A 14,291-nucleotide genomic window follows, 5' to 3' on the forward strand; every position below is an offset into this window, starting at 1 on the left:
GGGGCGGGGAGGGGGAAGGGTCGGGGGAGCGGGGGACGCTCACACGGGGTCAGTTGATCCGGATGAGCCGGGCCTTGAGGACGGCGAGCAGGCCGCCGTCGACGGAGACCTCCGTCGTCCCGGACACCCGGACCGACCGGCCACCGATGCTGACCCCGGCCGTGCCGTCGATGTCCACCTGCCGGCCGGTCACCTTCACGGTGCCCTGCCGGGCGTCGAGGGTGATGCCGTCCCGGTCCAGCAGGACGGAGGTCAGCGGACGGTTCCGTCCCGCGTACACGGTGAGCTCGATCCGGTCCCGGCGGTCGTCCAGCCGGACCTCCAGCCGTTCGTCCCCGGTCACCAGCCGCAGCCCGGAGGGGCCCGGCGCCGGCGCGTCCAGCAGCTCCACGCGGTGACCCGAACGCGAGGCCACCGAACGGCGGTTGACCTTGCCGCTGGTCCGGTCGACCAGCGGCACCTCGTGCGGCGAGGGCTGGTCCACCCCGTTGTAGAGCCCGCCGATCACGTACGGACTGTCCAGCAGGCCCTGCTCGAACCCGACCAGCACCTCGTCGTTCACCTCGGGGCTCACCACCCCGCCACCGCCCTTGCCGCCCCACTGGACGGTGCGCACCCAGTCGGTGACGTACGTGTCGTCCAGCCAGGGGAACGTCAGGCGCACCGCGCCGCGTTCGGAGCCGTTCGGCTCGCGCACGTCCGTCACCACGCCGATCGCCAGGCCGGGGATGCGCGGGCCGCGCCCCGGAGCGTCGGCGCCGGTCGTCAGACCGGGCAGGGAGCGGTCCGGGCCGGCGCCGACCCACACGGTGGTGCGGTAGCCGCCGTGCGGCTCCAGCACGTGCTGCACGGCCGTTGCCGTGTAGCGGCCGGAGAACGCCGGCCCCACGTTGCCCAGCGCCACCGGTCTGCCCGCCCGCAGCAGCGGATTGCCCTCGGCCACCGCCTCCAGGTCGCCGAAGCCGGCGCTCACCCGGGCCGCCGCCGCGCGGGCTACCGCCGCCGTCTCCGCCTGCGTCCGGTAGGGGGTGTCGGTGACGGCCACGGCCGACCTCCCGAACCGGGCGGCCGACCCGGGAGCGAGCCCCGGCACCACGGTGTCGCTGACCACGGACGGCTGCTCGGCGACCAACGGCCGCTTCGTGGCGACGTCCCAGCCGCGCACCTGCACCTTCGAGGCGCCGTCGGAGGCCGACAGCGCGGCCCGCAGCGCCAGCAGGTTGCGCCCGTACTCCAGGACCATCGGGTCGAGCGCGGCCGAGGTCGAGGGGGCGGGCGCCTCGGACGCCTTCGCGGGCCTGGTGAACTGGAGCAGCCCCTTGTCGTCGACGCGCACCTGCGCACCGCTCTCGCCCGCGAGGAACTGCAGGAACTCCCAGTCGGAGACGTTCGCCTGGGACAGCTGCCGGTACGTCACCGGCGCGGCCTCCACCCTCCCGACGGCCAGGCCGGCGCCCGCGGCCACCTTGCGGACGATGTCCGCGGCCGTCATGTTCCGGTACGCGACGACCTTGCGGCCGCGCTGGAGCCGGTGGGCCTTGGAGTAGGCGCGGACGACGGTGAACGACCCGGTGCCGTCCCGGTCGATCTCCAGGGCCGTGACCTCCCCGTTGAACAGCCGCTCCCGTGCCTGCCCCTTCGCCGTCGTCACCGACACGCGCAGCGGGGAGCCGATGGTGATGCCGGTGGAACGCAGGAACTCGTGGTCGGGGTCGCGGTAGGTGAGCACGGCGGCGTCCGGCAGGCTCACGTTCTCGTCGACCACGCAGCTGACCAGCTGCGCCGCCCAGATCTGCGGCAGCTCGCCGGGGGCCTCCACGATCGGGTCGGCCGCGAAGGACCTGCCCCCGGAATCGAACCCGCTCACCGTTCCCCCTCGCCGCTGCCGCTGCTTCGTCCGTTGTCGAGACCGTTGTCGAAGGTGTGCCCGTCGCCGGTCACCCGGGCGTGGTCGTCGTCCCGCAGGGCCGGCACCACCAACTCGGTGCCCGGGGCGAGCGCCATCGGGTCGTCGATGCCGTTCGCCTCCGCGATGACCCGCCAGGCCGTCGCGTCGCCGTACTCGCGCCAGGCCAGCATCGCCAGGCTGTCGCCTGCCACCAGGGTGTGCGTGCTGCGCGCGGTGCGCGCGCCCGACGTCGGGTTCTGGCCGGGCGGTTCGACGCTCGCCTCCTCGATGGACAGCGAGCAGGTCGCCCGCAACGGCGTGCCGTCCACGTCGAAGAGCGTGTACGAGACCGACAGGTTCGACAGCACCCCGTCGAACGAGGTGGTCCGCGCGCTGCCCCACTCGAAGCGCACCCAGGGGCTCGCCGGCTTCTTGCGGCCGATACTGGCCGGGGTCGGCACGCACGCCTTCATCAGCTTCTCGACCGCCTGCTCCACCGAGTCGTCGTGGGTGGCGGTGGCGTCCAGGAAGACCTCCAGGCTCAGGGTGCGCGGGCCGCTGCCCACGAACTCGGGCAGCGCCGACTGCCCCGCCATCCGGGACGGGGACCGTCGCCACTCGGTGGTCTTGCCCAGTTGCAGGGTCGAGGGGTTGAACTGGAGGTCGAGCCGGGCGATCGTCCCGCCGGGCTTGGCCCCGACCGAGGCCGGGGGCTCTTTCAGGGTGAGCTGGGCCCTGGCGCGGCTGGCGCGTGCCGAGAAGGCCATGGCGTGGCTTCCTTCCGGAGCGGGAGTGCGGCGGTCGTCGGACGGGGGTACTGGTGGGGCGGAGCGGTGGAGGGACGAGGCGGTGGTGGGGCGGTCAGGCGGGGACCAGTCCCGCGTGGGCGATCTCCAGGGTCTCCACCGCGGCCGCGGAGTTGGCGGGGTCGAAGGACGGACCCTGCCAGCGGACCGGGACGATCCCGAAGACCTGCCAGCTGATGATCCGGCTCAGGTCGGGCCGCAGGGCCACGATCTCGCCGTCCTTCGGTTCGACCCGCCGCAGCGTCTCGTCCAGCCAGCGGCCGATCTTCGCCGTGTCGGCGGTGACCGGCCGGGTGAGGGTGATGTTCGACCAGGTCACGCGACCCGGTAGCTGCCAGGTGAAGCCGTTGTTGCCGCCCTCGGCGTAGCTCTCCATCTCGACCTCGGCGCCCATGCCGGAGCAGGTGTGGAAGGCGCCCAGGTCGTTGCCGCCGATCGCCAGCCGGAAGAACACGCTGGTCGCGAAGATGTTGTCCGTCATCGGTCCGTCGTCCGTTTCTCGTTCGTGCGGGTGCTCAGCGCCGGCCGTCGAAGGTCCTGCCCGCGCGGTCCCGGCCGCGCCGCAGCTCGGCGCGCAGCAGGCGGGCGACCGGGTCGAGCAGGCGGCGTGCCAGGTCGTCCAGGTCGAGATCGCCGCCCTGTGGTCCGGCGTCCCGCGGACCTCCGCCGGTTCGGTCGGAGGCGGTGACCCGCTGGTCCGGAACGGTGGTGCGCGGGGCGGTGGTGGTGGCGGTGGCCGGGGTGGTGGTGCGCTGGGCGGTCGTGTGCTGGGCGGTGGTGGTCGGGACGGTGCTGCGGACGCTGCCGGTGTCGCGTTGCACGGGGAGCGGGGGCGGGGGCGCCGCCGGGGGGACTCCCGGCATGCCGCCGGGGTCCGGCGTCCTGGACCGCAGCAGCGGCACCACGGGCACGGGCCGCGCCGAGGATTCGGCCGGGGAAGGCCGGACCACCAGCGGTGGCGCGTGCGGGGCGGTCACGGGCAGCGGGCCGGACGGCCGCCCGGGGCCGGAGGTTCGGAGGGCTTCGGGCCCACGAAGGCGGTCGGACGGGCGAACGGGTTCGGACGGGCGAACGGGGCCGGACGCGGACGCCGGGTGCGGGCCGGGGGAGCCGGGCGCTCGCTGCACGTGCTGCGGCGCGGCGGTGGAGGGCGCGGCGGTGGCGTGCGGGGCGGCCCAGCGTGCCGCGACCACGGGGTGGCTCACCGCACGGGCGGCAGTGACGGGGGCCGTCGCGCTCCCCATGTCCCGGCCGCTGCCAACGGCCAGGGGCCGCGCCGCGAGCAACTGGATACTGCGGTGCGGAGCGGCCGGCGCCCGGCCCGGGGTCCCGGCCCGACCGGCGAGGACGAGCGGGACGGGCCCGCTCGCCCGGGCTCCTGCGGGTGGCGCGGGAACTCCGGGGCGACCGCCGTGCCGGGATGCGCTGGTCGGTGACGTGGGAGCTGGTGACGGGGGTGCCGGTGACGGGGCCGGGGACACGGGGTGCTGTCCCGCTCCCGGCACGGGTATGCGCTGGACGGTGTCCGGGACCGCGGGGTGGTTGGCGGTCGGTGGCATCGCGGGCAGCGGGGCCCCCAACCCGGCGCGCGGACGTCGCGCGGTCCGCCCGGGGCCGCCCTCGGCAACCGGAGCCTCCGGCTGCCGCTGCACGACCGGCAGGGCCGGAGGGGTCGCAAGGGCCGGCCCCGAGGGCGCAGCCGCGGCGGGGAGTTCAACGGTCCGCGCCCGGACGGCCGCGCCGGTGCCCAAGGGTGCTGCGGTGGCGGGGAGTTCAGTCAGCGGCGGACCGAGAGTCGGTCGGCCGGCCGCGCGTTGCACGGGGGTGCCGGAGAGACTCTCCGTCGGGTGCTGGACGATCGGCATGCCCGGTGTGGGAAGGGCGGGATCCGCTCCCAAGGGCTCTGTCGTGGTGGGGAGTTCGGGTGCCGGTGCGCCGAGGGTGGGGTGGTCGGCTGCGCGTTGCACGAGCGCGTCGGCTGCGGTCTCCGTCTGGCGCCGGAGCGTGGGCATGGCTGGTGCGGGGGTGGCGGCTTCCGGCGTCAAGGGTCGGGTGGGAGGCGGGAGTTCGGGCGCCGAAGCAGCGAGGGCAGGTCGGTCGGCCGAGCGCTGCACGGGCTCGTCGGCTGCGGTCTCCGTCTGGCGCCGGAGTGTGGGCATGGCTGGTGCGGGGGTGGCGGCTTCCGGCGTCAAGGGTCGGGTGGGAGGCGGGAGTTCGGGCGCCGAAGCAGCGAGGGCAGGACGGTCGGCCGTGCGCTGCACGGGCTCGTCGACCACGGTCTCCGCCTGCCGCTGGACGACAGGCATGGCCGGTGCTGTCGCCGGAGCGGGGGCGGGGTCGACCACGTCCGGGAGTGCGACGGGCGCCGGGACTTCGGTCGGCGGGGTGCCGAGAGGGGGCGCGTGGTCGGCCGTCCGCTGTACGGGTGTGTCGGGGGACGGTCCGTCGATGTGCGCCGGGGGGACGGCGGGGTGCACGGCGGGCACTTGGCGCCTGGGTGTGGCGGGTACCCGGGCGACGGTCAGCGACCGGCCGACAGGGCGGGCCCGCACCACGGCGTGCGTCGATTCGGCGCGGTCCGCCGGAGCCCCTTCGCCGGGGTGGCCGGGACGGGCACCGGCGGCAGCGGGGAGGGACCCGGCTCCGGTGGCGGTCCGCTGGAGGGGCCGGCCGACAGGGTCCGCCCCCGGGGCGCTCTCGCCGGAGGCGCCGGAGACCACCGCGATGCGGCGGACCAGCGGGAGCCGTGCGGGCGCCGGCGTACGGTCGGTCCTCGGGGCTGCGGCGGTCGCTTCGGCTCGCTGGACGACGGGAGCGGCGTCGGCGCCGAGCGTGTCCGGACCGAGCACCGCCGCGGACCGCGCGGGCGGGCGGCCACGGGCGCCGGGTGCACCGGCCTCGTCGGCCCGCGAGCGTCCGGCGCCGGTGCCGGTGCTGACCGCGGGCGCGGCCTGTGCGGACACCGGAGCGCCCTTCGCCGAAGCACGCGCACCCGGCACGCGCGAACCCGACCCACCCGGCCGTGGCCGCCCGGTGGCCTGCGTACCCGGTGCGCGAGGAGCCTCCTGCTGCGGCGCCCCCGCCCCCGCCTCCGGTGCGGCGTCCGCGTCGGACGGGCGCAGCGCCCTGAGCAGCAGCGGGCCGCCGCCACTGTGGGTGGGGTGCGCGAGGGCGGGGCGGGCGATGCCGCGGACGAGGCCGGTCGGGGCGGTCGGCAGCAGGGCGTGGGCGAGGCCGGTGTCGAAGGACGGATCGCGCCAGGCGGCCAGCCCGTCCCGGAACGAGAGTCCGTCACTGACGCTCATCGGCGCCCGGGACACGGTCAGCAGGGGTGGCGCGGTGCGGCGCCAGCCGCCGTCCCAGTCCGCGGGCACGCCCGGGCCCGGGCCGGCGGCGGCCTCCTGGACCGCACCCGCCGCACCCGCACCCGCCGCACCCGTGCCGTCCGAGGACGCGGCGTCCGGCACGGCGCCCCGCCGGCGCACCCTGTCCCGCCACGCCATCTGCTCAACCGCCTTCGTTCATCCGGGAGTTGATCTGAGCGATCTCGGTGACCCACTGCCGGCGCTCGGCATGGGTCAGGTCGAGGATCTCGTCGCGTTGCCAGTGGAAGTGGTAGGCGATGTACGCGATCTCCTCCCTGAGCCGGGGGAGCGCGTACGTCACGATTCCCCCAGGCGCCCACCGGAGAGGTCGACCTCGAAGCCGCCCTCGCAGTGCGGGCAGGTGACCGCCGCGCGGGTGTGGCCCTCGCTGTTGACGCGCCGGTAGAAGTCCTGGAGGAACGCGACGTCGGTCGCGTACATCCGCTCCACGACCCCGGCGTGCACGTCGGTGACGGTGCCGAGCCGGGTGATGACCTGGCTGAGCAGCACCACGCTCAGGTACGCCGGGTTCTCCTTGACCCGCAGGTCGATCTGGGGCCGCAGCTCGTCGCGGGCGGTGGCCAGGCGCATCGAGCCGTGCCGGTGCAGGGTGCCCGCCTCGTCCACGTACCCGCGCGGCAGTTCGAACTCGAACTCGGTGCGCAGCGCGTGCTCCTCGCGCCGCGCCGGAGCGCCGGCGGAGGGTGCCGTCGGCGGTGCCGGGGCCGGGGCGGGCGCCGTGGCCTGGAGGATCTCCTCCAGGCTGCCCGCCGTCACCGTACGTCGCCTCATCGGGGACCTCCGTGGATACCCCCGGCTTTGGCCGGGGGAGGAAACGGACCGCCTGCGGAGCAGGTCAGGGAGCGGCGTTTCGCCGTCGAGGCGGACCGCCATGCGGGTAGTCGCCGGCCATTGTCAGTGCCTGTCGGTAGGTTGATCTCGTGCATCTCAGGTACTCGTATCGCATGTATCCGACGGTGGGTCAGCGGCAGTCGCTGGCGCGTACGTTCGGGTGCGCGCGGGTGGTGTACAACGATGCGCTCACCATGCGTAAGGCGGCGTGGAAGACGGACCGGTCGAGGATCCCGACCGGTGTTCTGGCCAAGTCGGTGATCACCGATGCGAAGAAGACGGACGCCAGGTCGTGGCTGGGGTCCGTGTCGGTCGACGCGTTGCAGTCGTCCATCCGTGACCTGGACACGGCCTACCGGAACTTCTTCGACAGCCTGTCCGGGAAGCGGGCCGGTCGCCGGGTGAGCCTGCCGCGGTTCAAGTCGCGCAAGGACAGCCGGCAGTCGCTGCGGTTCTCCCGCAACGGCTTCCGCATCCGGGGCAACGGCAAGCTGAATCTTGCCAGGATCGGCGACGTCCGGGTCAAGTGGTCCAGGGCCCTGCCGGCCGATCCGTCGTCGGTGACGATCGTGCTGGACCCGTCCGGCCGGTACTTCGCTTCGTTCGTGGTGGACATCGAGCCGGACCATCTCGCCGAGCTGGATACCGAGGTGGGCATCGACCTCGGGCTGACCACCTATGCGGTGATGTCCGACGGCACGGTGATCGACAACCCGCGTTTCCTGCGGAAGGCGGAGAAGAAGCTCAAAGCCGCGCAGCGGGCGCTGTCCCGTAAGGCGAAGGGGTCGAGGAACCGGGCGAAGGCCCGGCGCAAGGTCGCCAGGGCGCATGCCAGGGTGGCCGATACCCGCCTGGACTGGTTGCACAAGCGGACGACCGGGCTGATCCGCGAGAACCAAGCGATCTACCTGGAAGACCTGAACGTGCGCGGCCTCGCCGGAACCCGCCTGGCCAAGTCCGTGCACGACGCCGGATGGTCCACCTTCCGACGGCTGCTCGAGGAGAAAGCCGCCCGCTACGGACGGCACGTCGGCATCATCGGCCGGTACGCACCCACGTCGCAGGTGTGTTCCACCTGCGGGGTCCAGGACGGACCCAAACCGTTGAGTATCCGCACGTGGACGTGCGGTGCGTGCGGTACCTCTCACGATCGTGACCTCAATGCTGCTCGAAACATCCTGGCCGCCGGGCGGGCGGACAGGCTAAACGCCTGCGGAGGGCCGGTAGGACCTGGCGTGGCAATCCCACGCCGGGCGCGGCCCGTTGAAACAGGAACCCACCGGAACGCCGGCCGCACCGGGCGCAAGCCCCGTGTCGCAGGCGCGGCCGGAATCCCCGTGCTTCAGCGCGGGGAGGATGTCACTCGACGATGATCTCCTCGAACACGATGGTCACGGACTCGGTGGCCGCGGCGGACTCGCCGGCCTTGAGGGAGGGGCCCTCCCATTTGGAGGCCCAGCCGTTCATCAGCTGGATGCGCCGGACGGTCTCGCCCGTGGAGTCCTTGATCTCGATGGTGAGGTTCTGCCGAGCGGTGTCGACGGCCCCGTTGTTCAGGGTCTCCTTGATCCACAGGGTGAACTCGCTGCTCTTGTCGAGTCCCCGGGTGATCGTGACCTCGCCGGCCTGGCGGGCGCCGGGCTGCTTGCGGATGATCTGCTTGCCGTCCTTGCTGACCTGCCGGACCTCGACGACCTCCTCCTCGACGGTCAGGCCGCTGATCTCCTGGATCGACTCGACCAGGTAGCCACCGAGCTGGACGCCGAAGATATGGGTGGAAAGAGCATCGCCCTCTGCCATGACTGTCTGTCACCTTTCCTTGCTGCTCGTCCCGGCTGTCCCGGCTGTCCCGGCTGTCCCGGGACCGCCGGACCTGCGGGTCACTCGTCGACGAGGCTGGTGCTGTCGGAGAACTGCGCCAGCCGGAACACCACGAACTCGGCCGGCTTGACCGGTGCCACGCCGATCTCGCAGATCACGCGGCCCTGGTCGATCGACTCCTGCGGGTTGTTGTCCCGGTCGCACTTGACGTAGAACGCCTCCGCGGCCGTCCGCCCGAACAGCGCGCCGCGCCGCCACTCCTCGGTGAGGAACGCGGTGGCGTTGCGCCGGATGCTCGACCAGAGCCGGTCGTCGTTCGGCTCGAAGACCACCCACTGGGTGCCCAGGAGGATGGACTCCTCCAGGTAGTTGAAGAGGCGGCGCACGTTCAGGTAGCGCCAGGCCGGATCGGAGGAGAGGGTGCGGGCGCCCCAGATCCGGATGCCCCGGCCGGGGAAGGCCCGGACGCAGTTCACCCCGATCGGGTTGAGCAGGTCCTGCTCGCCCTTGCTCAGACGCAGTTCCAGGTCGACCGCGCCGCGGATCACCTCGTTGGCGGGGGCCTTGTGCACCCCGCGCTCGGCGTCGCTGCGCGCCCAGACGCCGGCGATGTGGCCGCTCGGCGGGACGGTGGTGTTGCGCCCGGCGGCCGGGTCGAAGACCCGGATCCACGGGTAGTAGAGGGTGGCGTAGCGGGAGTCGTAGCCCGCCTCGTCGTTGCGCCAGGCCCGTACCTGCTGCGCGGAGAGACCGGGCGGGGCGTCCAGGACGGCGACCCGGTCGCCCATCTGCTCGCAGTGCGAGATCACGGCGAGCTGGACGGTACGCACGCCCTCGGCGTCGATGTCACCGCGCTGGTGGGAGCCCATCAGGTCGGGCACCGCGACCATGGTGATCTCGTCGATGGTCTCCAGGCCGCCGAGCCCGGTGCGGGTCGCCGCGTCGCCGACGTACTCGGCCGGGTCGAGCCGGGCCACCGCACCCTGGCCGGCGGCCGGGGCGGGCACGGCGGCGGGGGCGTCGGGCAGGGCCGAGGTCTGGTTCGCGGGCCGGCCCTGGGCGGTGCCGCGCTGTTCGGTGACCTCGATCAGCGCCGATCCGCGGGCCTGGGTGACGAGGTAGCCCTTGACGTTCCGGCGGGCCGACACCTCGAAGGTCTCGGCCACCGCCCCGTCGCGGTGGACCAGCAGCCTGAACCGGTCCTCGGGCGGGTTCTCGCCGTCCGCGTCGGCGATCTCCACCGAGACGCCGCTGACGCCCGGCCGGGCCGAGAGCAGGAACCCGCCGAGCGCGACGGGTTCCGCCGCGCGCTGCTCGGGGAGCGCGGCGGCGGGCGCGGAGCTGTCCCGGTCGGAGCCGCCGACCCGGACGACGTACGCGGCGCCGCCGCCGTTGGCGAAGTACCCGTAGACCGCGTGGGGCAGGTAGGCGCCCTCGGTGAACCCGCCGAAGCGCTGGGAGTACTGGTCCCAGCTGGTGACGAGCGTCGGCTCGTGGAACGGGCCGGTCAGGGTGAACCCGACGAACGCGGCGACGGCGGTGCCGACCCCTTCGATCGGGCGGGCACCGGACTGCACCTCCTCCACGTAGACCCCGGGGGTGAGGTACGTCGGCATGCTCGCTCCTTCGTGTCACCGGTCTTCGGTGGACGGTGGTCGTCGGTGGACGGTCTTCGGTGGATCTCCGGCCAGGTTCTGCGGACGACGGACGACGGAGGACGGACGGCGGAACGCCGTCGACGGACCCGGTCGCGCGCCGTCGCGCCCCGCCCCCAGCCTTTCCGGCGGGCCGTCACCGGCGGGAGGGACCGGCGGACCTGCCCGGGGGCAACGGCGCTGCCCTCCCCGGCCCTCCCCGGTCCTCCCCGGCCCTCCCCGGTCCGCCTCCCCGGTCCGCCGCGATCGACCGCCGGCCGCCCCGGCTCAGACCCGCGCGACCTGGGCCACGTACGGCCCGAACTCGCCCTCCAGCACCAGCCGGCCGAGCTTGCGGTACTCCTGCGCGACCGCCGTCACCGTCTGGGCCATCGTCAGCGGTCCGCCCGACTCGGCGGCGAGGTACGCGGCGGTGACCGCGCAGGCCCGGATGGAGCCTCCGGCCAGGTCGAACCGGTCCGCGCAGAAGTGCAGGTCGAGGTCGTCACCCCGGGGCACCCGGTCGCCCAGGCAGCGGTCCCACAGGGCGAGGCGCTGGTCGGCGTCGGGCACCGGGAAGTCCGCGATCACGTCCAGGCGGCGGGTGAAGGCCTCGTCCAGGTTGGCGCGCAGATTGGTGGTCAGGACGGCGATGCCGTCGAAGGACTCCATCCGCTGGAGCAGGTACGCCGACTCCATGTTGGCGTGCCGGTCGTGGGCGTCCTTGACCTCCGAACGCTTGCCGAAGATCGCGTCCGCCTCGTCGAACAGCAGCACCGCGTTGACGGCGGAGGCCTCGGTGAAGATCCGCTCCAGGTTCTTCTCGGTCTCACCGACGTACTTGTCGACCACCGTGGAGAGGTCCACCACGTACAGGTCCATGCCCAGGTCGGCCGCCACCACCTCGGCCGACATCGTCTTGCCGGTACCGGACGAACCCGCGAACAGCGCGATCACCCCGCGCCCCCGCCCGCCGCCGGGCCGCATGCCCCACTGTCCGAGCACCTGTTCGCGGTGGCGGGCGCGCACCGCGAGCTCCCGCAGGCTGCGGTGGGTGGGGGCGGGGAGCACCAGGTCGTCCCAGCCCACCGCGGGTTCGACCCGGCGGGCGAGGCGGGCGAGCCCCGCGCCGTTCTGGGCCCGGACGGCCGTGCGCAGGTCGTCGGGGGAGACCGCTCGGCCGTCGAGCGCGGCCGTGCGCACCGCGGTGCCGGCGGCCCTCCGCAGCTGCCCGGCGTCCAGGCGGTGCGCGGCGACGGACCGGGCGAGCGCCTCGGCCGTCCCGTGCTCGGCCCCGTCCTCGTCGAGGCCCGCGCCGACGCCCACGCCCACGTCGCCCCCCGTGCCGTGCTGCTCCCCGGCCTGCTCCAGTGCGTGCCGCCAGCGGGCCACCTGCCGGTCGGGGGCGGGGGCCGCCACCGTCAGGGTGACGGGGGTGTCGGCCGCCCAGGAGGGTTCCCAGCCGCCGGTCCCGTGGGTGAGGAAGGGCAGGCCGCGCAGGGCGTCGCACAACGTGCGCAGGATCCTGGCCCGCTCGTCGGGCCGGTCGGGCAGCTCCTCCAGCGGCCCCAGCAGGACGCCCGCGCCCAGCAGCCGGGCCTCGCGTGCGACGGCCCGGGCGATGCCCGGCACGCCCCGGGGGTCGTGGGCCAGCGCCGCCGGGTCCAGGGCCAGCGGCGGCAGCCCGTCCGCCTGCAGCGCGGCGACGGCCAGCCCCTCGGGATCGCCGCCCCGGCTGCGCAGGTGGACATGGCCGGTGCCGGTCCCGGCCGCGGCGGCGGCCCGGCGCAGCTCGGCCGGGTCGACGGCCGGATCAGCCGCCGGACGGCCGAGCACACCGGTCAGCAGCGGGTCGGGCGCGGTGTCGCCCAGCAGGTGCGCGGTGACCCGGTCCGGGACGGTCAGCACCCGGGACAGGGGCGGCCGTTCGGGCTCGGTGACCTCCAGCAGACCGCCCGCGACGAGCGGCGCGGAGGGAGCCAGCCGGAACCGGGCCGCCGCCACCCCGCGGTGCCCGCACAGTTCGAGGGCGAGCCCGACGGTGGGCCGGCGGCGGGTCAGGTCGTCGTTGAGGTAGCCGTAGAGCCGCTCGAAGCGGGTGTCGAGGTCCGGGGCCAGGGCCACCAGCAGCAGGTCCAGGTCCAGCGGCGCCAGGGCGAAGCGGGCGGCGAGCACGGCCAGCGGCGATCCCGGCGGCGGCGCGTCCGGACCGGGCAGGGCGGGCGGAGCGGGCCGGTGTCCCTCGTCCAGGACGCGGGCGACCGCCTCGGGGGTGAGGAACTGGCCGCGGTACGGATCGTCCGGATCGGGATCGAGCGCGCGCCGGACCGCGACGGCCTCGCGCACCCGCTCCTCGACGACCCGCAGCCGCGCCCACAGGTACGGGACCGGCGGGGCCGGGACCGGGGCCGGGGCCGGGGCGGTCGTCGCGGTCGCGGGTTCCAGGGTCCGCGTCACGGCTGCCGCTCCCCGCGTCGGCGGCGGGCGGGGGCCGGTCCCCGCTCCCGGGGACCGCCGAAGCCCTCCGGGCCGGGCTCGGCCGCCTCCGTGTAGCGCAGGCGCCGCGCGGCCCCCGGCTCCTCGGGTGCGGTCCGGGCCGCGTCCGGTGCGGTCCGGGCCGCGTCCGGTGCGGTCGTCCGGGCCGCGGCGCGGACCACGAGCCCCTCGGTGACCGGCGGGGCGACGGCGGTGGTGGCCCCGGCCAGCGGCGCCCTCACCCGCAGCCCCAGCGACGGCTTCAGCTCGCCGCCCAGCGCCGACCACACGTCGGAGGCGGCGGGCGCGTCGAGCCCGGTGCCGCCGCCGTCCAGGCCCACGATGAGGCCGAGTTCGGCGAGCGAGCCGGTGAGCAGGCGCGGGGGCAGCGCGTCGGTGGACACCAGGCACCTCAGCACCTGGGAGAGCAGCCGGTGTTCGTCCTGCGGCCGGCTCGCCCACGCGGTGACGAGGTACGTCAGCTCGAACCAGCGGGCCGGGGCGCGGCGCGCGGCGAGGAAGCCGTCCGCGTCGTACACCTCGCCCGCGCCGCTGGCGCGCCGGGTGTGGTCCTCGCGGACGTCGTACAGGAACACGCACACCGTCGGGGCGCTGCGGCGGGCCGCCCAGTCGCGGGTCGGCGCGTCGAACACCACGTCGACGCCCGACGCGTCCAGGCCGGACTCCGCGAGCAGTCGGCGCAGCCCCTCGTCGACCTCGTGGATCATCGGCGGATCATCTCGTTGGGCGGCTGGACCGTGCCGCTGACCACCAGGAAGTCCGTCCGCACCGGGGAGAAGCCGGGGCCGCTCGCGGTGATGACCCGGGGGCCGGTCCGGTCCTTGGCGAGGATCAGCAACTGGCCGGTGAACCGGCCGTCCGGCCCGGGGACGGTCGGCGCCGCCGCGGCCGTGATGCCCGGCTGCCAGGTGAACCGCACCGGCGCGCCGGGCGGGAAGTCCTCACCGCGTACCGAGGTGACGAAACCGGGCTTGCCGATCGGCGGGACCGCGACGATGCGCGGCTGGAGGATCCGCAGCTGCTGACGGGCTTCGTTGTCGCCGGGGTCGGCGTCCGTGCCGGTGGTGGTCAGGGAGCCGGTCACCAGGCCGGTGAGGGCCTGATCGGGGCTGAGGACGACCTGGACGACGGTCCGGGCGCCCGGGGCGAGGTCGGGCAGCGCGCACACCCAGGCCAGGTCGCAGCCCGGCGGCGGCCCGTCGTGGGGCACGCCCCCGGGCAGGCCCACGCGGAGCCGCAGACCGGTGGCCAGCCCTTCGCGGCCGTTGCGAACGGTGTAGGTGAGGACCACGCGGCCACCCACGTAACCGGGGTTCGGCTGCGCCGTGAGGCTCAGCCCGGGGCCGGCCGGCGGCGCGGGCGGCAGCGGCGCTGGTGGCCGCGGCGGGGGTGTGCCGAGCGGCGACGGGGCCGGCGGAGGGGGGGGGGG

General features: G+C 74.9%; 11 protein-coding genes and 1 pseudogene. 1 reads left to right on the top strand and 11 read right to left on the bottom strand.

The features are described from left to right. Positions 1-49: 49 nt before the first annotated feature. The 6 genes from ADK60_RS13475 to ADK60_RS13495 all read right to left on the bottom strand — a co-directional run bounded on the left by ADK60_RS13475 (position 50) and on the right by ADK60_RS13495 (position 6,851). The gene (locus ADK60_RS13475) at positions 50-1,867 is read right to left on the bottom strand and encodes a VgrG-related protein (protein WP_053645907.1); all 1,818 of its coding nucleotides are present in this window, start codon (positions 1,865-1,867) and stop codon (positions 50-52) included. Further along, the gene (locus ADK60_RS13480) at positions 1,864-2,655 is read right to left on the bottom strand and encodes a CIS tube protein (protein WP_234371065.1); all 792 of its coding nucleotides are present in this window, start codon (positions 2,653-2,655) and stop codon (positions 1,864-1,866) included. The genes ADK60_RS13475 and ADK60_RS13480 overlap by 4 nt, the downstream gene beginning before the upstream one ends. Positions 2,656-2,749: 94 nt before the next feature. Then, positions 2,750-3,175, bottom strand: coding sequence for a phage tail protein (locus ADK60_RS13485; RefSeq protein ID WP_053645909.1), 426 nt, complete (start codon positions 3,173-3,175; stop codon positions 2,750-2,752). A gap of 34 nt (positions 3,176-3,209) precedes the next feature. Continuing rightward, a complete protein-coding gene (locus ADK60_RS13490; RefSeq protein ID WP_053645911.1) occupies positions 3,210-3,515 on the bottom strand; it encodes a hypothetical protein in 306 nt (101 codons plus the stop codon). 2,686 nt (positions 3,516-6,201) lie between these two features. Beyond that, the gene (locus ADK60_RS45685) at positions 6,202-6,360 is read right to left on the bottom strand and encodes a DUF6760 family protein (protein ID WP_167349762.1); all 159 of its coding nucleotides are present in this window, start codon (positions 6,358-6,360) and stop codon (positions 6,202-6,204) included. After that, positions 6,357-6,851, bottom strand: coding sequence for a zinc-ribbon domain-containing protein (locus ADK60_RS13495; RefSeq protein WP_045943038.1), 495 nt, complete (start codon positions 6,849-6,851; stop codon positions 6,357-6,359). Before ADK60_RS13495 ends, ADK60_RS45685 begins: the two co-directional genes overlap by 4 nt. 173 nt (positions 6,852-7,024) lie before the next feature. On the opposite strand from ADK60_RS13495, the gene ADK60_RS13500 reads away from it, so the two are divergent. Further along, on the top strand, positions 7,025-8,284 hold the full coding sequence (locus tag ADK60_RS13500) for an RNA-guided endonuclease InsQ/TnpB family protein (protein ID WP_063783138.1): 1,260 nt from the start codon (positions 7,025-7,027) through the stop codon (positions 8,282-8,284). Here ADK60_RS13500 and ADK60_RS13505 read toward each other — a convergent pair. The 5 genes and pseudogenes from ADK60_RS13505 to ADK60_RS13525 form a co-directional block, all read right to left on the bottom strand. Beyond that, positions 8,271-8,711: a phage tail protein gene (locus ADK60_RS13505; RefSeq protein WP_045943040.1), complete on the bottom strand. Its 441-nt coding sequence runs from the start codon at positions 8,709-8,711 to the stop codon at positions 8,271-8,273. The genes ADK60_RS13500 and ADK60_RS13505 overlap by 14 nt on opposite strands. Before the next feature lie 80 nt (positions 8,712-8,791). Then, a complete protein-coding gene (locus ADK60_RS13510; protein ID WP_053645915.1) occupies positions 8,792-10,348 on the bottom strand; it encodes a phage tail sheath family protein in 1,557 nt (518 codons plus the stop codon). Between the two features lie 306 nt (positions 10,349-10,654). Further along, on the bottom strand, positions 10,655-12,745 hold the full coding sequence (locus ADK60_RS13515) for an ATP-binding protein (RefSeq protein WP_053645921.1): 2,091 nt from the start codon (positions 12,743-12,745) through the stop codon (positions 10,655-10,657). Between the two features lie 74 nt (positions 12,746-12,819). Continuing rightward, positions 12,820-13,569 (bottom strand): Pvc16 family protein, encoded by a 750-nt coding sequence (locus ADK60_RS13520; protein ID WP_053645917.1) that lies wholly within the window; start codon positions 13,567-13,569, stop codon positions 12,820-12,822. After that, positions 13,566-14,291, bottom strand: a pseudogene (locus ADK60_RS13525) (DUF11 domain-containing protein); the annotation flags it as partial. The pseudogene ADK60_RS13525 and the gene ADK60_RS13520, both read right to left, overlap by 4 nt.

This window comes from Streptomyces sp. XY431 (assembly GCF_001279805.1).
Classification (GTDB): domain Bacteria; phylum Actinomycetota; class Actinomycetes; order Streptomycetales; family Streptomycetaceae; genus Kitasatospora; species Kitasatospora purpeofusca.

Bases quoted from the DNA above. Each gene is read 5' to 3' on its own strand.
- ADK60_RS13480 (WP_234371065.1), bottom strand. From the start codon at position 2,655: ATGGCCTTCTCGGCACGCGCCAGCCGCGCCAGGGCCCAGCTCACCCTG.
- ADK60_RS13485 (WP_053645909.1), bottom strand. From the start codon at position 3,175: ATGACGGACAACATCTTCGCGACCAGCGTGTTCTTCCGGCTGGCGATC.
- ADK60_RS13495 (WP_045943038.1), bottom strand. From the start codon at position 6,851: ATGAGGCGACGTACGGTGACGGCGGGCAGCCTGGAGGAGATCCTCCAG.
- ADK60_RS13500 (WP_063783138.1), top strand. From the start codon at position 7,025: ATGTATCCGACGGTGGGTCAGCGGCAGTCGCTGGCGCGTACGTTCGGG.
- ADK60_RS13505 (WP_045943040.1), bottom strand. From the start codon at position 8,711: ATGGCAGAGGGCGATGCTCTTTCCACCCATATCTTCGGCGTCCAGCTC.
- ADK60_RS13510 (WP_053645915.1), bottom strand. From the start codon at position 10,348: ATGCCGACGTACCTCACCCCCGGGGTCTACGTGGAGGAGGTGCAGTCC.
- ADK60_RS13520 (WP_053645917.1), bottom strand. From the start codon at position 13,569: ATGATCCACGAGGTCGACGAGGGGCTGCGCCGACTGCTCGCGGAGTCC.